We start from the raw sequence: 19,929 nt of genomic DNA on the forward strand, positions 1-19,929 counted from the left end.
ACTCCATCGAAAGGCGCGTCCCGTCCGGGGCGCGCCTTTCGCTTTCCCGCGGGACAACGCACGTCACTCCGATAGGGGATGATGGAGGCGTTGCTTTCTGGGGAGGAAAAGTACATGCGTCTTTCTGTGTTCGGCTGCGGCTATCTCGGTGCGGTGCACGCAGCCGCGATGGCATCCATCGGCCACGAGGTGGTCGGAGTCGACGTCGATCCCCGCAAGATCGAGTCGCTCACCAAGGGCGAGGCGCCGTTCTTCGAGCCCGGTCTGCAGCAGCTGCTCACCGAGGGCATCGCGTCCGGCCGCCTGTCGTTCACGACGGATGCCTCCGCCGCTGCGGGCGCGAAGGTCCATTTCGTCGGAGTCGGCACGCCCCAGCAGGCCGGCGGCCACGCCGCCGATCTCACCTACGTGAACACCGCGATCGACGACCTGCTCCCCCATCTGTCCGCGGGCGACATCGTCGCCGGCAAGTCGACGGTGCCCGTCGGCACGGCGGCCGAGCTGGCGCCGCGCATCTCCGCCGCCGGGGCGGTGCTCGTGTGGAACCCGGAGTTCCTGCGCGAGGGCTGGGCGGTGCAGGACACCATTGACCCGGACCGCCTCGTCGCCGGCGTCCCGTCGGGAGCGGAGGGAGAGCGCGCGGCCGAGGTGCTGCGCGAGGTGTACCACCCGGCGGTCGCGAAGGGCACTCCGTTCATCGTCACCGACTACGCCACCGCCGAACTGGTGAAGGTCTCGGCGAACGCGTTCCTCGCCACCAAGATCTCGTTCATCAACGCGATGGCCGAGATCGCCGAGGCGACCGGAGCCGATGTCACGCAGCTCGCCGACGCCATCGGCCACGACGCGCGGATCGGCCGCAAGTTCCTCGGGGCGGGAATCGGATTCGGCGGCGGGTGCCTGCCGAAGGACATCCGCGCTTTCGCCGCGCGAGCCGAGGAGCTCGGCCGGGGCGAGTCGGTGAACTTCCTGCGCGAGGTCGACGCGATCAACCTGCGCCGCCGTGACCGGGCGGTCCAGCTCGTCGTCGATGGCCTGGGCGGCAGCGTGTACGGCAAGAAGGTGGCCGTGCTGGGTGCGGCGTTCAAGCCCCACAGCGACGACGTGCGCGACTCCCCCGCCCTCGACGTGGCCGTCCGGCTCAACGGGCTGGGTGCGGACGTGGTCGTCACCGATCCGCAGGCGATCGAGAACGCGCGCAGGCTGCACCCGCAGCTGACCTTCGAGGCGGACCGCGACGAGACGATCCGCGGTGCCGCGGCCGTGGTGATGGTGACCGAGTGGGACGAGTACCGTCGTGAGCTGTCGCCGGAGCACGCCGCGTCGCTGACCGACGGACGCGTGGTGGTCGACGGCCGCAACGGCCTGGATGCCGCTGCATGGCGTGCCGCCGGCTGGTCGTACTTCGGGATGGGGCGGCCCTAGTGACGGGGCTGCTCGTCCACGAGTGGATCGAGTCCTCGGGTGGGGCGGAGAACGTGCTCGAGGCCATGGCGCGGGCCTTTCCCGACGCCGACATCCAGTGCCTCTGGGACGACGCTCCGCACCGTTTCGCTAACCGCGCTGTTCGCGAGACGTGGCTGGCGCGCACACCGCTGCGTCGACACAAGGCTCTGGCGCTGCCGTTCACGGTGAGCGCCTGGCGGGGTCTGCCGGCCTCGCGCGACTACGAGTGGATGCTGGTGAGCTCGCACCTGTTCGCCCACCATGCGACACTCGCCGGTCGTGACGTGCCGAAGTACGTCTATGCCCACACGCCGGCGAGGTACATCTGGAATCCCGAGTTGGATGAGCGCGGCAACAGCCTGGCCGTCAAGGCCGTCTCGCCGCTCTTCCAGCGCATCGACCGCCGGCGCGCGCAGGAGGCCGCGGCGATCGCGGCGAACAGCGCGTTCGTGCGCGACAGGATCGCCCAGGCCTGGGAGCGCGAGGCGATCGTGATCCACCCACCGGTCGCCGTGGAGCGGATCCTCTCGGAGAGCGACTGGCGCACGCAGGTGACGGATGCCGAGGAGCTGCGCCTGCTGGAGCAGCTGCCGACCCCGTTCATCCTCGGCGCCTCGCGGTTCATCCCCTATAAGCGGCTGGACCTTGTGATCGCCGCCGGTGAACGGACCGGTCTGCCCGTCGTCATCGCAGGTCGCGGCCCGGAGGAACAGCGCCTGCGCGCGATCGCCGCGGCCGCGAAGGTGCCTGTGCGGATCGTCGTCTCTCCCTCGGATGCGCTGCTCTACGCGCTCATGCAGCTCGCCAGTGTATTCGTCTTCCCCCCGGTGGAGGACTTCGGCATCGTCCCCGTCGAGGCGCAGGCCTCGGGCACTCCGGTCGTCACCGGCCCGGTGGGCGGGCAGGTGGAGACGTTCGTGGACGGCGTGAGCGGGATCGCAGCCGCATCGACGGATGCCGGGGACCTTGCGGATGCCGTGCGGCGAGCCGCGTCACTGCCGAGTTTCGATGCACACGAGACGACCGCACGATTCGACGAACCTGCGTTCCGCGAGCACATCGACCGGTTCGTCTCATGATCGCCATCAACTGCCGGTTTCTCACTCAGGACCTCACGGGCGTCCAACGCTTCGCTGAGGAGATCACGGCGGAGCTCGCGAGGACTCGCGAAGATGTGCGGCTGTTCGCACCGCCCGGCGCTCTCCGCCACACAGGTCTCGGCGGACGGGAGGTCGAGCAGATCGGGACAGCGAGTGGTCACAGGTGGGAGCAATGGGACCTGCCCCGCATGCTTCGCCGCGAGCACGGCTCACCGCTGCTCCTGTCGTTGATGAACACCGGCCCCGTGCTGTACCGGAACCAGGTGGTCACGCATCATGACGTGACGTACGTGCGGTTCCCGCAGACGTATACGAAGCGGTTCCGCGTCGCCTATCGGATGCTGTCATCATTGACGCTTCACCGCGCTCGACAGGTGATCACAGTGAGTGAGTTCTCCCGTCGGGAGATCGTAGACGTGTACGGCATCGACTTGGAGAAGATCAGAGTCGTACCGAACGCCGCCGGATCCGAGTTCCGCCGCCCGCACCAGGAAAGCGATCCCGCCTATTTCCTGGCCGTCGCCTCATTCCTCCCGCACAAGAACATCGACCGGATGGTGGACGCCTTCGAGCGCTATCGTGCGGAATCGGGAAGCACGACGACATTGCGGCTCGTAGGAAGTGCGCGCCCGGCGTCGATGGCACGGTCGGATGGTTCTCCCCGTGCGGCCTCGGGCGTGGAGCTCCTCGGCCGCGTAGACGACCGGCGGTTGCAGGAGCTCTATGCAGGCGCCCGCGGATTCATCTTCCCGTCGCTGTACGAGGGATTCGGCGTGCCTCCTCTTGAGGCGCAATCTGCGGGCGCCCCGGTCGCGGCTGCTGACATCCCGCCCGTGCGGGAGGCGCTCGGAGATTCTGCACTGTTCTTCGATCCAAGCGACACGAAGTCCATGTCTGACGCGTTCCTGACACTCGACGCTGATGCCGATGCGCGCCAACGGCTCCGCGCCGCAGGACATTCGAATGTTGGACGTCGGAGCTGGGAGCGCTCAGCGGGCGTCATCTCCTTGCACCTCGACGAGATGATCCGGAGCGACCGTCATTTGCGTAGCTGAGTCTCCCCATTTGGCTGTCATAGCAACGAAGATCATCGCGTAACTGAAGTCCCAAGTCATCACATCGTAACTTGCCATGAACACGCACATTGCGAGCAGGACGAGCTTCCCGCCAGCGTCGACTCGAACAAACCCATTGACCAAGGCGATCGCAAGCAAGACGATACCAATCACTCCCGCGAACGCAAGGATCCGAACATACTCATTGTCGAAGAAGTAGTATCCCGGGTAACCTTGCATGATCCCCGAATTGAAGAGCTCACCGCCCGAGGCGACGCCCGAGCCGAACATGACTGAAATCGGATCACGATCCAACAGTCGCGGAACCGATCCAATTACTCCGCTCCTATGCAGATAAGATGACGTTTGTTGAACGCCGCCGAATCCTAGAAGTTCGAGGACATCGACAGTGGTGACGGCAACCCCGACCCCCAGCGCCACAACAATGCGAAGCAGCAGCGCCCTTCCAGGCATAAATGCAAACATTGCAGCGACCACAAGAATCAACGCGACAGCCGCGCTCCTCGTCCCCGACAATGCGATGATCGGCGGCACGCAGAGTAGAAGCAGAAGGTACCTCTTCTGCTTCGTGTGTCGATAGAGAATCATGCACCCGATGAAGGCAACGACGGCGAACGTGCCCAGCAGGATCGGATGCCCCATGGTTCCGAGCGAACGGCCAGCCATTTGAGGCACAAGCTCATTCACACGTCGATGGATATCGTCAAATCCGGAGTCTCCACGCGGCCAGGCATTGGCCCATGAGAATCGCTGCTCCGCCACCGCGGTGATCAACTCGATCGGGAGCAACCATACGATGGACTTGAAGACGGTGCTCCGGCCAGACGAATGGTCGGCGAATGCAGCCATTGCGAGCGTAAGGAAGAACGCGAGGCGGACCCATTCACTGATGATGTGTCCAATACCCGAGCCCAGCGATTCAGAAATTGTGAGATAGACTGCGAAGATAACGGCGAAGGCCGGGAGTGCAACCTTTGCTCCCGGCGCAGATGTTCCGCGCGCAAGTGAGATCAGAAGCACGAGCGTAATCGACGCATTGATAGCAATGACGACTTCTGCTCGAACACCAAAGGTGGGGATGAGCACAAGCGCTACGATGGCCACCGTCAGCGAAGCCTCACGGACGCGATTCGCACGGGAGAAAAGTGCGCGCACAGCCAGCAACAGCACTACTCCAAAGATCAGGATCGCCAAAGGAGTCATGCAGAACCCAACCGTCCATAGAGCAAGATGTGCCTCCTACGAGTAGAAACAACGCCGACGATCTGAACCGTCAGCACCACAAGCTCCGCGGACAACTCGCCAATCGCCCCCCCAATCGGTCCGAGCAGGCGGGAGAAGATCAGGATCGCGGGAACACCGACTATTGCACCCGCCATCGCACTCCACATGATGATGCGTACTCGAGACAGGGCAACCAGAGCAAGATTCCCTGTCGCTCGAGAAGTGCTCACGATTACGACGACGAGGGCAAGTATCCAAGCAAGCTCGCTCGGGACTGTCGCGGCCCCGGAGAACATCAGGCTGGATGCCACCGGGGCAAGAAACCCGAAACACAATGCGGCCACCACTCCAAGCAAGACATTCAGGAATATCGCGCTTCGTACTCGGTTCCAACGTCGCATTCGATCCGGCTCTGAACCGACCCACCCCTGCATTCCGTTCGGAACAGACGCCATCGCTCCCAATCCGAGCCTCATCAGCCGCTCCCCTGCGGCAAATACTGCAACGCTCGCCGGACTCACGATGCTCACCAATGTCACGGGGAGCGCGATGTAGAGCGCACTCACGAGCCTTGCAGTAAAGGCACTCGACTGCGCGAATATCGCGTTGATGACTTGGCGCGGCCGATGCTGAACACAACGACGCGTCAATCCACTGCGCGCGACCAACAGGCCTAACACTGGGCCGACAACACAAGGTAGGAGAAGGCCGACAAGTGCGTACACCATCAACGGAGCGCCCGCCAGGAGCAAGCCCGCCGCGACGAGTACTCCGATCATTCGGGGAAGACCGTCAGTAACGATCGCGGTCCACGGCCGCGACTTTCCCAGATAGAACCACACAGCGTTGAGACCGGCAGCCAGAGATGCAATGGCGATGACGGCAGACTCACCGCGGTATTCCGGAGAGAGGATATATGCACTAGCGGAAACAACCACAGCCAACGGCGCGAAGACCACCAGTTTCGATTGAATTGACAGAACAAGTATCTGATACGAATTGGTGGCGGTAGCGCGCGCCACACGTTGAGGCCCGTTCAGCCCCCACCCGAGTTCTCCAACCGCGCTTGCCGCCATGCCGATGGACTGACCGATCGCTATTGCGGCCCATGCGGCCGCACCGTATTTGAAAGTTACCGCAGGCAGGGCAATGAGAGGGCTAAGCAGCCCCGTGAATGGCAAGACCAAGTAGCCCAGCATGCGCCATCCGCGGACCTTTCCAGAACGGGTCATGCTATGTATTGCCGATCAACATGGGGTGGAGCCTCCACTGCTCGCTGGAGGTCCCGCGCGACGGATACGGCACTGAAATCATCGACCTGAATCGCCGCTCTTTGAGTTAATGTCCTCATTTGCTCCGCGTCTCCGAGCATCTCCGAGACAACATGCGCCAATGCGCGCTCGTCCGCCGGCGGTACGACCCGGGCATCCACGCCGTCCTCGCAGAAGTCGTCAAAGCCGCTTCCGCTTGTGACAATCAGCGGTGTGCCGCTCGCCTTGACTTCGAGGGCGATGTTGCCGAAAGCTTCCCAGAGCGAAGGGACCATGCAGACTTCAGCCTCCGCCATGGCTCGATACAGCGCATCGCTACGAATATTTCCCAGGAAGACGACCCGATCTCGAAGGTCAGAATCGATCAGGGACAGGACCCCCTCGGTGCCCCATTCTGGGAGGGTATGACCTCTCGCACCGGCGAACACGAGCTGTAGGTCAGGATGTTTCCGCGCTATGAGATTGAAGGCGAGTGCTGATACATGTGCCCCTTTCCGCGCTTCCACCCTGCCAGCGTGCATGAGTACCGTGCCTTGTGTTGGCCACCCATCCGGCAATGGAGCGTTCGAAGCCCCCGCCCTGACGCGCTCAACATCGATACAGTTGCGCACAACCTGCGCGTCATGCGGCATCGTGAATCTTGCCTTGTACCAATTGGTGATAGCCACCGAACACCCGATGGTTCTTGACGAGCGCCGGACTTGCCGCCGCTCGAGCATACCCTGTATGCGCGTTTGAAGACTCCGTCGCCACGAACCGGCGACACCCGCAGAGTCTTCGACCTCAGTCATGAGCTCGATCCCGGTCACCAGATTGGTCACTAGCGGAATGCGCGATGGTGCGAAAGCTGCTGCTCCCAACCACTCGGGCGCGAAGATGAGGTCAGGTTTGATCTTGGCGATGCGACGCCGAAACATGACGGCACGAAGAACTGGTCGGACGAAGGCGGGCAACCAGGACCACCTACGATCGACATCCAGTTGGATTCCGAGGGGAAGCTCCGGGTTCTCGACCAGCCTCGTATCTGGGTAGAGGACAACGACCGGTTCGACTCCGAGAGCCGAGAGTTCTGCGAGAACTGCTGCGTACCTGCGTCCTACTCCTCCCGTGAGTTCGGTGACGCCCGCGAACTCTGATAGCGGAATCAGCCACTTCATCTGCTTTCCTCCCGTGCACCGGCTGAGCCCTTAACTGCGTCCTCGCAGATCTGAGCAAACCTCTTCGCGTTGACCGTCTCCCCGAACTCCGAAACAGCACGGGCGCGAGCTCGCTGCCCGAAATGAACACGCCGTTCGGGCGAAGCGAACTGCCTGATCACATCTACCAGTGCTCCGATGTTCCGAGAAGGGACGATCAGCCCACCGTCTCCGAGAGCCCAGCGCATCGGGCCCACGTCCGTCACCGCAATCGCACGACCAGCCATCATTGCGTCGATCAACTTGGCAGGCAACTGCCCTTCCGACCAGGGATCAGGATGGCTCGGCAACAAGACGACATCGCTGTGGGCAACAATTCTCCGTCCCTCTTCCAACGTTGTCCGGCCGTGCCATTCCTCCCAGGCCCGAGCATCGTCAGGCGCAGTATCGGTGACGACGAGCCGCGTGCCCAGGTTCTGAGTCGCTCGAACCGCCTCACGAACTTCGTGCAGCCCCTTGTGCGGATGGTTTGTCCCCACGAACGCAACAATGGGAGCGGTCCGAGCGTGCGCTTCACCCTGAATCTCTTCAGAGCGCGCATGTGGAATGATCACGCCGCCATGCCAGTTCTGGAGCACAGGGTTGCTGACGATATGCGGATACCGATCGACAGCGAGTCGAATCTTCGTATCTGCCCAGTACTTGCGGGGCTTGAGGACCTGGCGGGCTGTAAGACGGACGAATGGCAGCGGAGGGAGATCCGGATCATCAATGTCTACGACGAGTGGCTTATGAAGTCGACGCGCCACGGGCTCCACAATTCCCATGGAGGCAGGCACGGGCTTGACTGCGATCACCAGGTCGGAACCAGCGATCGTCTTCTCCAGCAGGGCGGTCCCGCCTGCCTCCCCGACTCCAACGCAGTCCGCAACCAGCTCGTCCGCAGCTAGGGGGGGCCAGATCTCCCCCCCTCCGGCTGATGCTACGACGACTTCCATCCCGCTGAGCCGCGCGAGACGCCATAGAACGTGAGTACGCCCCAGGGAATTGGATGAAAAGCTCGGCGTCACCAATGCCACCCGACGGATCAACCGTGCCTCATCTCAGGACGGAACTGTGTCTCGCGGATAGAATCGACCTTCTCCTGGTAGGTGGAACCCCGCTTGTCTGCCTCCGTCGGCCACTCCGCGACTCGGCTCATCAGATCATCACGTGAAGCGACGATTCGGGCCGGGTTGCCTGCCACCACGGATCCAGGCGGAACGGACTTGGTGACGACCGAACCCGCGCCGACGATGCTTCCGCTTCCGATGCGGACGCCCGGCATCAGCATGGCTCGCGCACCGATGAAGCAGTCGTCGCCAATTGCCACCGGCGCGTATCGATAACGTCGGCCTCGATCGTCCGAGTACAGCCAGCCGGTTCCATCATGTGTGAGTACAGTCACTCCAACACTGACAGTTGTTCGATCCCCCACGCTCACCAGCCACGGTTCGCTCGCCGCGAGATTCGAATATATCCGACAGCCGACGCCGATCGTGACCCCTGCGTCTCGTGACGCATACTCATCCCCCTTGAGTATCTTCAGTAGGCGATACCGAAGAAAATTCCAATCTGCCATCGTTCAGCCTCCGCCCATCCCCCCAGTGATTCGAAGGCACTCAATCAGCGATCTCTCCCCAGAGCATCCGGCCTTCGTGTTGTTTCTCGCATCGCAGCGATCAGTCCATCCAGCCTACCCAGTGCCGACTGGACCCCGACTCGCCACCTCAGTTGACGCCGCAGCGACAGGATGATCGGTCCGATGACGGCGCGTATGCGACGCCCAACAGGGAAACGCCAGTGTTGCAATATGTAGCCGTACCCGTATCCATAGCGTCGGGCTTTGCTTGCCTCTGCGCTTTGAGACAGCCCGTACCCTTGGGTCACTCCCGTGACTCGGAGTTCTGGAAGCCACCGGACACTTAGTGGGCCTCGCTGCATCATTCGCAGAAGGAGATCCGTGCCTTCGCCGCTCTGCCGCTTACCCGATGAGCCAGTGCCGATCATCTCGTCGAAACCTCCGACCTCAAGCAGCCGCCGCGCAGAGACAGCCATGCCAGCCTCGATGATCGAAAACACCTCGGCCAGTGTCAGATCGGGTGGGCGAGCAGCCGGTGCCGCGTTCCTGACACCAAGACTGTCCACGTAGCTCATCGCGCAGACATCAGCACCCCCCAGGTGTTCACCAAGCTCCTCAAGAAGTCGCTCTGGGTAGGTCGAGGTGTCATTCGGGAACAGGTAGTGGGTGATGTCTGACGGAGATGCATTGATCGCGTCGTTACGCCCGGCGGAGAGCCCACGACTTCCCGTCCTGGTTAGGTGGATAGGCAACCGGGACTCGAACTCCCTAACAACATCGGCGACAAGCGTAGAAGTCCCCTGGTCTGCGATTCCGACCGCGTGCGGGGGTTCGGTCTGTGTGGCGAGGCTCTGAAGCAGCTCGCGAAGTTCCGGGCGCGTACCCAAAGTCGAGATCATCACGCCGAATCGCGGGCGCGAAGCTCCGTCGGTCTGTTCTTGTCTCGCCGCTTCCTGGTTCATAGCAATCGATCAGATCGTACCGACGTTCACCTCACTCCAACGTCTCGTCGCGCGATCTTGTCACGCTCAGACGCAATCTAGTCGCTCGATTGCTCGTCAATCGCACTGCGCGAAGGAACTCAGCGGCTCAGTTACCCTGACATGATCCCTATTCGGACAACGACCATTGTGCAGAGGAGCTACTAGTAAAACGCGCTCTCGTCACGGGCATCACCGGCCAAGACGGCTCATATCTCGCAGAGTTGCTGCTTGCCAAGGGCTACGAGGTGCATGGGCTGATCCGTCGCGCATCGATGTTCAACACCTCTCGCATCGACCACCTCTATGTGGACCCGCACGACGCCAGTGCTCGACTCTTTCTTCACTACGGCGATCTGAGTGACGGGTCTCGACTGGTCACGCTCCTGTCTCAGATTCAGCCCGATTCCGATCGGCTACCACACGCACCGCGAGTAGCACGCAGACCAGGATCAGGGGCATCACCTGCAACCCAAACAGCGCCTCGTCGGCGTGGAACGCACCGGGAGCTGTCGGAAGCGCCCCGAGAATCAAAGCGATCGACGGCCAGATGATGACCACCGGAGGGACCCAGAACGCCAGCGACCGCCACTCTCGAAAGCCGACATCGCGGCATGCGAACACCGCCAAAATCGCAGCGATCGACGACAAACCGATCGAGATCCACGCGGTCAAACCGCTCTCCGTTTCCTGACCCTCAATTGGGCCCACCCTATCTTGATGGATTCTCGAATCCGTGTCGCCGCGGACCATGCTGTTGCGCGATATGCATGCCACCGGCCGACGTGCGAGAATGAGCGCGATGCCGAGCGCACCCGTTGCGCGGCGTCATCGCGAGGCCGGCCGAGGGGGTCGCCGCTTCGAACCACCGACGTGCGAGGGAAACGCGTTGTGCCTTGGGGACGGCTGAAGATGGGTGAGCAAACAGTATGAGCGTCATGTCACACGCGGCATCCGCGACGACACGCGTGGAGCGACAGCAGAGCCGGTACAGAACTCGCCTTGCGATGACCGACACCGCGGTCGTAATTCTTGCAGTCTTCGGAGCACACCTTCTGCGTTTCGGCTTCAACAATGAGCCGCTGACGATCGGCGATCGCACCTTCGATTTCGAGGTCGGCTATGTCGTCACATCACTCCTGTTCGTACTCGGGTGGCTGGTTGCGCTCCAGATGTTCGGCACGCGCGAGCCGTCCGTGCTCGACGGCGGCTCTACCGAGTATCGACGCATCGTCGATGCGACGATGCGAGTCTTCGGCGGCATCGCGATCCTGGCGCTTTTGTTCCAGATCCAGTTTGGCCGCTTCTATCTGCTGATCGCACTGCCGTCCGGCCTGCTGCTGCTCATCCTCACTCGATGGCTCTGGCGCAACTGGCTGCGTCACCAGCGAAATGCGGGTCACTTCCTTCAGCGCGCGATCGTGATCGGCGACCGTGAGAAGGCCACTCACATCGCGGACAAGATCGTCAGAGAGCCGCAGTCCGGCATCCGCATCGTCGGTGCCGTCACGACCCACGGGTCGCAGGAGCCACTGCTCGAGGACGTACCCGTTCTCGGCGACTTCGACGAGGTCCTCGACATCATCGACTCGCACAACGTCGACTCCGTGATTCTCTCCACGTCCGATGCGATCACGCCCAAGCGCACCCGAAAGTTCGGCTGGGCTCTCGACCAGAAGCGCATCGGACTGATCGTCGCCCCGGCACTCACCGACATCGCAGGGCCCCGCATCCACACCCGCCCCGTCGCCGGTCTCCCACTCATCCACGTGGAGTATCCGCGCTTCGAGGGCCGCCAGCGCATCGCCAAGCGCGCCTTCGACATCTTCGGCTCCCTCGGCCTGCTCATCCTGTTCTCCCCCGTGATGATCGCCGTCGCCCTCGCCGTGAAGTTCACCAGCAAGGGACCGATCTTCTACGCCCAGGAGCGCATCGGTCTGCACGGCAAGCCTTTCAAGATGTTCAAGTTCCGCTCCATGGTCGTCGGCGCAGACGACCAGTTGAAGTCACTGCTCGACCAGCAGGGCACCTCTGACAAGCCGCTGTTCAAGGTCAATGACGACCCGCGCATCACGCCCGTCGGACGGTTCATCCGCCGGTACTCGCTGGACGAGCTACCGCAGTTCGCGAACGCCCTGATCGGCACGATGAGCCTCGTCGGGCCGCGCCCGCAGCGCGAGGCCGAAGTCGCCCTCTACGACGAGGACGCCCACCGCCGGCTCTTCATGAAGCCCGGCATCACCGGCCTCTGGCAGGTCAGCGGCCGCTCGGACCTGAGCTGGGACGACGCCATCCGGCTCGACCTCTACTACGTCGAGAACTGGTCGATCACCACCGACATCGTCGTGGTCGCGCGTACGGCCGCAGCCGTGGTCAAGCCGTCCGGGGCCCACTGACATCCGACAGCACGGAAGCTGCCCGTGAAGATGGGGTGCCGACCATGGGATGGTCGGCACCCCATCAGGCGCTCGCTCCAGCGGACTTCCCCCCGAGGACCGTGCGAGTCTCCCTCTGGGATGGGAGGGTTCGAAGCTCCCCATGCATTCGATCGCCGAGCACCCACAGTAGAGACGCACAGGACCCGATTTCATCACGCCGAACGCAAGAGAGCGGGGCACCAGATCCCAGGGGGGTGATCTGATGCCCCGCAATGGTGTCCACCGTGCGGAGCACTCCCCACATGCCTCCGCCGCTCCCGCTGGGAGGGAGCGATTCGCAGTCCCCCGACTGCCGACCGTGGACACTCACCTCATGAGACGTGCATCTCACGTCTTCGTGACGCAATGTCGCAAAGATCACCCGATCCTGTCGCGCATCGGAACCGTCTCAGAGCGAGCATCCGCGTGATGAAACGCCAGCGGCGCACTCTCTTAAAGTATGACCATCGTCGACCGACGCATCGAGGCGCCGTCACACGCCCCGACTCGCGCGTCCATCGCCAGCCACCGCGCGAGCTTCGACGCCAGCATCGAACGCGAGCTGCGCCGCGGCGCGGCTCTAGGCATGAATCTGCCGAGCCCGATGTGGGACGTGCTGAACGTGCTTGTGGAACGCGAACTGCGCCTTGCGACCGCCACCACCGAGCAGACGCTCCTCACCGCCGTGCCGATCTTCGGGCTCTTCCGCAACGCACGCTTCGAGCGTCGCCTGAGCTGGCTCTTGCAGCGCGGCTTCGTGCGGCGCGAGCGGGGCACACTCCGCCCCACCGTGGCGGGCATCGCGGCGGTCCGGCCAGTCTCCTCCCTCCCGGGGTCGCAGCGCCCTTCACAGGAACTGCTGCGCCAGCTGCGCCGCGGGGAGATCGGCACCCTCTGACCCACGGCGATTGCGAGGGTCGGTCGGCAACCTCTCGAAGAGAGACGGGGCGCCGACTAAGGGATCGGCGCCCCGCCGGGCGCTCGCGGCGGAGTCCCCCGACTGGCCGCGGGTTCTCCCCTGGGATGGGAGTGGCTCGATGCTCCCCCGAGCTACGAGCACGCAGCACCCAGGGAAGAGACGCGACAGGGCGCGTTTCATTACGGGAGTCCTTGGTTCGAAGAGCGAATCACCGTCACCTGGCAGGATGAGAGCCATGACGACGCCCGATGCCCTCCTCGCCCGGCGCCGCATCGTCGGCATCGATCTCGCCCGCTTCGCGGCGATCCTCGGCATGATGGCCGCGCACCTCGTCCGCCCGGGAACCGGCGTCGGCGCGATCGATGACGCAGCGGCGAAGCTGATCGGGGCGACAGTCAGCAGCACATCGGCGACCACCTTCGCCGTGCTCGGCGGGTTCAGCCTGGTGCTGCTGTCCCGCAGCATGCGCGGCCGATCCACGGGACGGATGCTGCTCAGCATCCTGCTCCGCGGCATCCTCATCTCCCTGCTCGGGTTCGCGCTCGAGCAGCTGAACGGTCCGATCAGCGTGGTCCTCACCGCCTACGGCGTGGCGATGATCCTCTCCGCACCCGCATTGCTTATACCGTCGTGGGCCGTGGCGGGTGTCGTCGGCGCGCTCTGGCTGTTCGGCGGCGCGGTCAACGCCGGCATCCGGTCCGGGCTGGCGCCGCTGCCCGCCTCCCCCGGCCTCTCCGACGTCGTACCGAGATTCCTGCTCGACCTCGTGCTCACCGGACACTACCCCTCCATCACGTGGGTCGCGTACATGCTCACCGGCATCCTGCTGGCCCGGCTCATGCTTTCGATCACCGACCGGCATGCGCTGCGCCGGCTCTGCGTGCGGATGCTGGTCACCGGAGCGATCGTGTACACGGGAGTCACGGCTGCCGGGCGCATCGTGCGCATGCGACCCGCATGGTTCGGGCTCCCCGACCTCGGCGAGCGGATGCTGAGCTCGGGTTACGGCGCGCCGATCGGCACCGACCTCTGGATGCTCCTCATCCCCACACCGCACAGCGGGAACCCGGCTGACATGCTCCGCACGGTCGCCGGCGCCTGCCTGCTGATCGGACTGCTCGTGCTGCTGTTCGACGTGCTGGCGCTGCGCGGAGGCTTCCCGCTCGCGATGGTGCGCGCGGCCGGTGCGGCGCCGCTCACGATCTACACCGCGCACGTCGTCGTCACCGCAGCGCTGCAGGCACGGGCGATTCAGGCGGTGTCGGCCGGCGAGGCGACCTGGCCGGTCTGGTACGCGCAGGGGCTCGGCATCCTGCTCCTGCAGCTGGTCGGTGTGCTCGCGATCGGCGCCGTGCTGGCGCTGCTGCACCGACGCGGTCCGCTCGAGGCCCTGCTCGGCTGGCTGAGCGGGTCCAGCCGACGGCGCTCGGTGCAGGTCTCACCGGCTCCGGCCTGACGGTCGATCAGTCCTCTGACGGGCCCGTGACGCGCTTGCGCACCGCTTCGAACACGGCCAGCACGATGAGTCCGAGAGCCGCACCGGAGACGTTCGCGAGGATGTCGTAGAGACTCGGCGTGCGCTGGGCGAGGAAGATCGCCTGCCCCGACTCGATGGCCAGCGACACGAGCAGAGCGGACGGCAGCACGAGATACCGCAGCTTCGGCAGCAGCAGTGCCAGTCCGACGCCGAACGGCACGAACAGCAGGATGTTCGATCCGAACTCGATCCGTGCGTACGTGAGCAGCGGGAAGTGCGCGGTGACCCACCGCAGGAAGCCACCGGAGCCCGAGTCGACAGGGACCGGCCAGAACGCGATCAGCGCCAGCACGACGCCGTACACGGCCACCCACGTGGAGATCCGGTGCCACAGCGGAGCCGGTGGCCGGGGAGCATCCGCGTCGACCACGGACATCCCCGTCAGCCCGAGGGGGACCAGCTCGTCGTCCAGCGGCGGCGAGTCGGCCTGCGCTCCGTCAGGCCGTGCCGCGGATGCCGAGGGCAGGGGCGGCCTCGGCGGAATCGCCATCGGATGCACAGGAGGCAGGCCCGCCGGACGGGCCGGCGCGGCGGGAGGCGGCGGCGGGAAGGCGGCGCCATCGAAAGGCGGTGCGACCATCTGCTCCCCCTCCCCAGGTTCGTCATCCCCAGGATGAGCTTATGCGGCGGCCCTGTGAGCCGCCGCATAATGCATCAGAGTGCCAGGTGCTTCCGCACCACGTCGGCGAGGTTCTCGGCGTGGGCGTTCGCCGTCTCGGCATCCGCCGCCTCGACCATCACCCGCACGAGCGGCTCAGTGCCTGACTTGCGCAGCAGCACGCGGCCGGAGTCCCCCAGCTCGGTCTCGACGGCCTTCACGGCGTCCTGCACACCAGCGTGATCCGAGACGGCGTCCTTGTCGACGCCCTTCACGTTGATCATCACCTGCGGGTAGACCGTCATGATCGACGCCAGCTCGGCCAGGGACTTCTTCTGGCGCGCCATCTCGGCCACCAGGTGCAGACCGGTCAGCACGCCGTCGCCTGTGGTGGCGAACGCGCGCATGATGACGTGGCCCGACTGCTCGCCGCCCAGCGAGAAGCCGCCGGCGTTCATGTCCTCGAGCACGTAGCGGTCGCCGACGCTGGTCTGGCGCACGGTGATGCCGTGCTCGCGCATGGCGACGTGCAGGCCCAGGTTGCTCATCACGGTCGCGACCAGGGTGTCGTCGGCGAGCTTGCCGCGGCTCTTCATCGCCACCGCGAGGATCGCCATGATCTGGTCGCCGTCGACGACGTTGCCGTCGGCGTCGACCGCCAGGCAGCGGTCGGCGTCGCCGTCGTGCGCGATGCCCACGTCGGCCCCGACGCGCACGACCTCGGCGGCCAGCTTGTCGAGGTGGGTCGAGCCCACACCGTCGTTGATGTTGATGCCGTCGGGGTCGGCGCCGATGACCGTCACCTTCGCGCCGGCGGTGCGGAACGCCTCGGGAGATGCTCCGGATGCCGCGCCGTTGGCGCAGTCGAGCACAACGTGGATGCCGTCGAGCCGGTGCGGCAGCGAGCCCAGCAGGTGCAGGACGTAGCGGTCCTCGGCATCCGCGAACCGACGCACGCGACCCACGTCACCGGCGGTCGGCTGCAGCATGGGACCGGCCATCGCCGCTTCGATGCGCTGCTCGACCTCATCGGGCAGCTTCACTCCGCCGCGGGCGAAGATCTTGATGCCGTTGTCGGGAGCCGGGTTGTGGGATGCCGAGATCATCACGCCGAAGTCGGCGTCGATGTCCGAGATCAGGAAGGCGGCCGCCGGGGTCGGCAGAGTGCCAGCATCCAGCACGTCCACGCCGGAGGAGGCGAGACCCGCCTCGACAGCCGCGCTGAGGAAGTGACCGGAGATCCGCGGGTCGCGAGCGACGACCGCGGTGAGACGCTTGCCTGCGGCCTTGCGAGCCTCGGCAATACGGCCCTGGCCCAGGACGACGGCAGTCGCCTGGGCCAGGGTGAGCGCAAGTCCGGCGGTGAGGGTCTCGCCATTGGCGAGACCCCGCACGCCGTCCGTACCGAACAGTGCCATATGACGGACTGTGCGGATCAGCGCTTGGAGTACTGAGGAGCCTTGCGGGCCTTCTTGAGACCGGCCTTCTTGCGCTCGATGACGCGGGCGTCACGAGACAGGAAGCCTGCCTTCTTGAGGGTCGGGCGGTTGTTCTCGGCGTCGATGTTGTTCAGCGCGCGAGCGATGCCCAGGCGCAGGGCGCCGGCCTGACCCGAGTCGCCGCCACCCGAGATGCGGGCGATGACGTCGTACGCACCCACGAGGTTGAGGGCGGTGAACGGGTCGTTGATCAGCTGCTGGTGCAGCTTGTTCGGGAAGTAGTCCTCGATCGTGCGACCGTTGATCGTGATGGTGCCCGAACCGGGAACCAGGCGCACGCGGGCGATGGCCTGCTTGCGACGGCCCACGGCCGCACCCGGCACGGAGAGCACGGGGCGAGGAGCGGACTCCACGACCTCGGTCTCGGGGGTCTCGGTCGAGAAGTTCTGCGGGAATTCGGTGGTGTCCTGGATTTCAGCCACGAGTATGTCCTTTGAAATCTAAGGGGCGCTTACTGCGCGACCTGGTCGAGGGTGTACGGCGTGGGCTGCTGAGCGGCGTGCGGGTGCTCGGCACCGACGTACACCTTCAGCTTCGAGAGCTGCTGGCGGCCCAGGGTGTTCTTCGGGAGCATGCCGCGGACGGCCTTCTCCACGGCGCGAACCGGGTTCTTCTCGAGGAGCTCGGCGTAGGAGGTGGCCGTCAGACCGCCCGGGTAACCCGAGTGACGGTAGGCCTTCTTCTGCAGGAGCTTCTGACCGGTCAGGGCGACCTTGTCGGCGTTGACGATGACGACGAAGTCGCCGGTGTCGACGTGGGGAGCGAAGGTCGGCTTGTGCTTGCCACGCAGGATTGCGGCGGCGTGCGAAGCCAGGCGACCGAGAACGACGTCGGTGGCGTCGATGACGATCCAGTCACGCTGGACCTGCCCGGCCTTCGGGGTGTAAGTGCGCGTCACGATAGTGCTGCTTTCTTGAATCGAACGGAGAGGTTCGTGAATCCCACTCCGGGGTGGTTCCTGCCTCTGATCGAGACCGGGAACACGCCAGTGGAGGGCTCACGTTCGTCGTGCCGGTGTCTCGGCGAGCCGAAGCACAGGCACCAAAGGGTTAGCTTACAGCATCCGCCGCCGCTCCCCCAATTCAGGAGGCGGGGAACATCGACCCGCAGGAGCCGTCGATGGTGACGGGCGTCTCGCCCACGGTCGGCGAGTACCGCACCTGCAGGGGCTTGGTGGCGTCGTCCGGAACGGTCGACGTGAACGAGACCGTCTTGGAGCCGCCCATCGGCACGTTGATGAGCATGCTCTTCGCCTCGCGCCCCTTGTAGAGCCCGCTGCGCTCCTGGTCCTTGCGCGCGCCCTTCTCGGGCGAGGAGCCGACCAGCTTGCCCCCGGGCAGGGCGATGCCGACGACATCGAGCATCATGGTGGTGCGCGGCTGACCCCAGCGGCTGTTCCGCGCGCCGAGCGTGTAGTGACTCAGGTCTGCGGTGGGGACGGAGTTGTGCATCTCGATCGTCGTGGTCACCGTGCGGTTCTCCGCGGAGCAGGTCACCATGATCTTGCTGGACAGGTAGTACTCCAGCTTGGAGTGCGACGAGTCGTTCAGGTAGATGCCGGTCTGCGTCACCGTCTTGTTGTCGGTGGTGATCTTGCCGTCGATGCCGAGCTGCGTCGCCATCGCCTGCTGCTTCTCGTCGGCGAACCAGGCGTAGATGCGCTGCTCGTGCGTGGCCTTCTGCAGCTGCTCGACCATCTTCAGCGGATCCCATCCGCCGCTCATGACCTTGCTGAACACGGCCGCCGAGACCTTCGCGAAGTAGAGGTCGGCCAAGTCGCCCTTCGCCCCGAAGCGCTCGTAGGTGTCGCTGAGCAGCAGCTTCACGGCATTGTCCGCCGCCACGGGCGTGGTCTCGTCCGGCACCTGCACGGGGCCGGCGACCTGGAGCATGTAGGAGAGCGTGATGGGGTCGATGGAGATGACGCCGTCGAGCTTGCCGCCGACCGTCTGGTTCCACAGGCCGCCGACCAGGTGCGCGGTGTCCGCGAAGTCGGGCGTGCGCGTGTAGTTCTGCGAGTGTGCCCAGGTGTCGCCCTCGAACAGCTTCTCCTCCGCGGGATCCGCGAGGTGCTGCGGGAACTGACCCTTCGGGCCGAGCAGCACGAAGTTCAGCGCCGCCTGGTCCTGACGCATCGTGACCTTGCCGTTGTCGACGGTGAGGACAGCGCCCGCACCGGGGTTGCCGCCCGTCGCACGGATCTCGGCGTTGTTCTGGAACAGCAGCGCGTAGTTGCGCGGGCCGTCGGCACCGAGGGTCGACAGCAGCACGGGCAGGTTCTCCTGCGCGAACGAGAGGGTGGGTGCGGCCGTGTCGACGATGTCGACGATCTGGCTGATGTTCGACTTGATGTACGGGTGGATCGCCTTCATGTCGATCCTGTCGATGTGCGTCTTCGCGTTGTCGAAGATCGCGCTCAGCTGCGGCAGCTTCGGCTCGGCGGCGCGGAACGGCGCGAGGTTGATGCCGCCGCCCTCGACCTTGAAGTTCGCCGGGTCGGCCAGCGGGAGCAGTGAGGATGCCAGCGGCAGGGCGTCGCGCACCAGGATGTGCGTCGCCTTGGTGGTCTCGCTGACGGCGACGACGTTCGCACCGACGCCCGGCACGATGCTCGCGATGTCCCACAGCGGACCGGCCACGATCTTGTCGGCGTCGCTGGTGAGCTTGAGCACTTGCTTGCTGAGCGCCTCGACGCCCGCGGTGTCGCCCTTCTTCATGAGCGGCACGACCGCAGAGATCTTGCCCTTCGCAGCCTGCAGGTCGTCCTTGACCTTCAGCGCCTGGATCGCGAAAACGCCGCCGACCACGACGATCGCGATCAGCAACAGGAAGATGACCAGCACGATCCACGGCCAGACCCGCCGCTTGCGCGGGCCCTCGACGTACTCGTCCACCTCGAAGTCGGGATCGAGGTCGCTGATGGACCCGTCATAGCGTCGCTCGCGTCGGCTGCGCGGTGCGTTCGAATCGGTGATGGCAGCCCCCTCGGTCGCCTCGACGCGCGCCACCCAGTCGGCACGCACCCTCAGGATACTGAGTATGCCTGGGGCTTCGCCCCGGATCCTCCGATGGTCGGAACACAGTGCGAGGAACCGGCACTATGCC

At 64.8% G+C, this 19,929-nt stretch carries 18 protein-coding genes and 1 pseudogene; 7 read left to right on the forward strand and 12 right to left on the reverse strand.

Features of this window, described 5'->3' with window-relative positions; translation table 11 throughout:
- The first annotated feature begins 114 nt into the window (after nucleotides 1-114).
- From ACTJJ4_RS07165 to ACTJJ4_RS07175, 3 genes are read left to right on the forward strand one after another with little or no spacing between them, the layout of a single operon-like run.
- Complete coding sequence (locus ACTJJ4_RS07165; protein WP_440942628.1) at nucleotides 115-1,425, forward strand: UDP-glucose dehydrogenase family protein; 1,311 nt, start codon at nucleotides 115-117, stop codon at nucleotides 1,423-1,425.
- On the forward strand, nucleotides 1,425-2,525 hold the full coding sequence (locus ACTJJ4_RS07170) for a glycosyltransferase (protein WP_440942629.1): 1,101 nt from the start codon (nucleotides 1,425-1,427) through the stop codon (nucleotides 2,523-2,525). The genes ACTJJ4_RS07165 and ACTJJ4_RS07170 overlap by 1 nt, the downstream gene beginning before the upstream one ends.
- Complete coding sequence (locus ACTJJ4_RS07175) at nucleotides 2,522-3,601, forward strand: glycosyltransferase family 4 protein (protein WP_440942630.1); 1,080 nt, start codon at nucleotides 2,522-2,524, stop codon at nucleotides 3,599-3,601. Before ACTJJ4_RS07170 ends, ACTJJ4_RS07175 begins: the two co-directional genes overlap by 4 nt.
- Here the strand turns inward: ACTJJ4_RS07175 and ACTJJ4_RS07180 are convergent.
- The 6 genes from ACTJJ4_RS07180 to ACTJJ4_RS07205 form a co-directional block, all read right to left on the reverse strand.
- Nucleotides 3,536-4,825, reverse strand: coding sequence for a hypothetical protein (locus tag ACTJJ4_RS07180; protein WP_440942631.1), 1,290 nt, complete (start codon nucleotides 4,823-4,825; stop codon nucleotides 3,536-3,538). The genes ACTJJ4_RS07175 and ACTJJ4_RS07180 overlap by 66 nt on opposite strands.
- Nucleotides 4,822-6,045, reverse strand: coding sequence for a hypothetical protein (locus ACTJJ4_RS07185; protein ID WP_440942632.1), 1,224 nt, complete (start codon nucleotides 6,043-6,045; stop codon nucleotides 4,822-4,824). Before ACTJJ4_RS07185 ends, ACTJJ4_RS07180 begins: the two co-directional genes overlap by 4 nt.
- A 29-nt stretch (nucleotides 6,046-6,074) precedes the next feature.
- Nucleotides 6,075-7,274: a glycosyltransferase family 4 protein gene (locus tag ACTJJ4_RS07190; RefSeq protein WP_440942633.1), complete on the reverse strand. Its 1,200-nt coding sequence runs from the start codon at nucleotides 7,272-7,274 to the stop codon at nucleotides 6,075-6,077.
- Nucleotides 7,271-8,110 carry a glycosyltransferase family 4 protein gene (locus ACTJJ4_RS07195; RefSeq protein ID WP_440942634.1) on the reverse strand — a complete coding sequence of 280 codons (840 nt, stop codon included), beginning with the start codon at nucleotides 8,108-8,110 and terminating at the stop codon, nucleotides 7,271-7,273. Before ACTJJ4_RS07195 ends, ACTJJ4_RS07190 begins: the two co-directional genes overlap by 4 nt.
- Before the next feature lie 230 nt (nucleotides 8,111-8,340).
- Nucleotides 8,341-8,874, reverse strand: a complete 534-nt coding sequence (locus ACTJJ4_RS07200) for an acyltransferase (protein WP_440942635.1) — start codon at nucleotides 8,872-8,874, stop codon at nucleotides 8,341-8,343.
- 44 nt (nucleotides 8,875-8,918) lie between these two features.
- A complete protein-coding gene (locus tag ACTJJ4_RS07205; RefSeq protein WP_440942636.1) occupies nucleotides 8,919-9,836 on the reverse strand; it encodes a glycosyltransferase family 2 protein in 918 nt (305 codons plus the stop codon).
- 209 nt (nucleotides 9,837-10,045) lie between these two features.
- Here ACTJJ4_RS07205 and ACTJJ4_RS07210 point away from each other — a divergent pair.
- Nucleotides 10,046-10,261 (forward strand): annotated as a pseudogene (locus ACTJJ4_RS07210) (GDP-mannose 4,6-dehydratase); the annotation flags it as partial.
- On the opposite strand, the gene ACTJJ4_RS07215 reads toward ACTJJ4_RS07210, so the two are convergent.
- On the reverse strand, nucleotides 10,233-10,529 hold the full coding sequence (locus ACTJJ4_RS07215; protein ID WP_440942637.1) for a hypothetical protein: 297 nt from the start codon (nucleotides 10,527-10,529) through the stop codon (nucleotides 10,233-10,235). The pseudogene ACTJJ4_RS07210 and the gene ACTJJ4_RS07215 sit on opposite strands and share 29 nt — an antisense overlap.
- A 332-nt stretch (nucleotides 10,530-10,861) precedes the next feature.
- Here ACTJJ4_RS07215 and ACTJJ4_RS07220 point away from each other — a divergent pair, with 332 nt between their 5' ends.
- From ACTJJ4_RS07220 to ACTJJ4_RS07230, 3 genes are all read left to right on the forward strand, one after another.
- On the forward strand, nucleotides 10,862-12,250 hold the full coding sequence (locus ACTJJ4_RS07220; protein WP_440942638.1) for a sugar transferase: 1,389 nt from the start codon (nucleotides 10,862-10,864) through the stop codon (nucleotides 12,248-12,250).
- Nucleotides 12,251-12,731: 481 nt separating this feature from the next.
- Nucleotides 12,732-13,169, forward strand: a complete 438-nt coding sequence (locus ACTJJ4_RS07225; RefSeq protein WP_440942639.1) for a hypothetical protein — start codon at nucleotides 12,732-12,734, stop codon at nucleotides 13,167-13,169.
- 256 nt (nucleotides 13,170-13,425) lie between these two features.
- Nucleotides 13,426-14,646: a heparan-alpha-glucosaminide N-acetyltransferase domain-containing protein gene (locus ACTJJ4_RS07230; RefSeq protein ID WP_440942640.1), complete on the forward strand. Its 1,221-nt coding sequence runs from the start codon at nucleotides 13,426-13,428 to the stop codon at nucleotides 14,644-14,646.
- A gap of 7 nt (nucleotides 14,647-14,653) precedes the next feature.
- Here ACTJJ4_RS07230 and ACTJJ4_RS07235 read toward each other — a convergent pair whose 3' ends face one another.
- From ACTJJ4_RS07235 to ACTJJ4_RS07255, 5 genes are all read right to left on the reverse strand, one after another.
- The gene (locus ACTJJ4_RS07235; protein WP_440942641.1) at nucleotides 14,654-15,307 is read right to left on the reverse strand and encodes a VanZ family protein; all 654 of its coding nucleotides are present in this window, start codon (nucleotides 15,305-15,307) and stop codon (nucleotides 14,654-14,656) included.
- 74 nt (nucleotides 15,308-15,381) lie between these two features.
- A complete protein-coding gene (gene glmM, locus ACTJJ4_RS07240) occupies nucleotides 15,382-16,743 on the reverse strand; it encodes a phosphoglucosamine mutase (RefSeq protein ID WP_440942642.1) in 1,362 nt (453 codons plus the stop codon).
- A 17-nt stretch (nucleotides 16,744-16,760) separates the two neighbouring features.
- Nucleotides 16,761-17,246, reverse strand: coding sequence for a 30S ribosomal protein S9 (rpsI, locus tag ACTJJ4_RS07245; protein ID WP_285634868.1), 486 nt, complete (start codon nucleotides 17,244-17,246; stop codon nucleotides 16,761-16,763).
- Nucleotides 17,247-17,275: 29 nt separating this feature from the next.
- Nucleotides 17,276-17,722 (reverse strand): 50S ribosomal protein L13, encoded by a 447-nt coding sequence (gene rplM, locus ACTJJ4_RS07250; RefSeq protein ID WP_285634871.1) that lies wholly within the window; start codon nucleotides 17,720-17,722, stop codon nucleotides 17,276-17,278.
- 184 nt (nucleotides 17,723-17,906) lie between these two features.
- A complete protein-coding gene (locus ACTJJ4_RS07255; RefSeq protein WP_440942643.1) occupies nucleotides 17,907-19,847 on the reverse strand; it encodes a DUF4012 domain-containing protein in 1,941 nt (646 codons plus the stop codon).
- Nucleotides 19,848-19,929: the final 82 nt, after the last annotated feature.

This window comes from Microbacterium sp. 22195 (assembly GCF_052056515.1).
Classification (GTDB): Bacteria; Actinomycetota; Actinomycetes; order Actinomycetales; family Microbacteriaceae; genus Microbacterium.

Bases quoted from the DNA above. Each gene is read 5' to 3' on its own strand.
- ACTJJ4_RS07205 (WP_440942636.1), bottom strand. From the start codon at position 9,836: ATGAACCAGGAAGCGGCGAGACAAGAACAGACCGACGGAGCTTCGCGC.
- glmM (WP_440942642.1), bottom strand. From the start codon at position 16,743: ATGGCACTGTTCGGTACGGACGGCGTGCGGGGTCTCGCCAATGGCGAG.
- ACTJJ4_RS07200 (WP_440942635.1), bottom strand. From the start codon at position 8,874: ATGGCAGATTGGAATTTTCTTCGGTATCGCCTACTGAAGATACTCAAG.
- ACTJJ4_RS07175 (WP_440942630.1), top strand. From the start codon at position 2,522: ATGATCGCCATCAACTGCCGGTTTCTCACTCAGGACCTCACGGGCGTC.
- ACTJJ4_RS07220 (WP_440942638.1), top strand. From the start codon at position 10,862: ATGACCGACACCGCGGTCGTAATTCTTGCAGTCTTCGGAGCACACCTT.
- ACTJJ4_RS07230 (WP_440942640.1), top strand. From the start codon at position 13,426: ATGACGACGCCCGATGCCCTCCTCGCCCGGCGCCGCATCGTCGGCATC.
- ACTJJ4_RS07165 (WP_440942628.1), top strand. From the start codon at position 115: ATGCGTCTTTCTGTGTTCGGCTGCGGCTATCTCGGTGCGGTGCACGCA.
- ACTJJ4_RS07185 (WP_440942632.1), bottom strand. From the start codon at position 6,045: ATGCTGGGCTACTTGGTCTTGCCATTCACGGGGCTGCTTAGCCCTCTC.
- ACTJJ4_RS07180 (WP_440942631.1), bottom strand. From the start codon at position 4,825: ATGACTCCTTTGGCGATCCTGATCTTTGGAGTAGTGCTGTTGCTGGCT.
- ACTJJ4_RS07235 (WP_440942641.1), bottom strand. From the start codon at position 15,307: ATGGTCGCACCGCCTTTCGATGGCGCCGCCTTCCCGCCGCCGCCTCCC.
- ACTJJ4_RS07225 (WP_440942639.1), top strand. From the start codon at position 12,732: ATGACCATCGTCGACCGACGCATCGAGGCGCCGTCACACGCCCCGACT.
- ACTJJ4_RS07190 (WP_440942633.1), bottom strand. From the start codon at position 7,274: ATGAAGTGGCTGATTCCGCTATCAGAGTTCGCGGGCGTCACCGAACTC.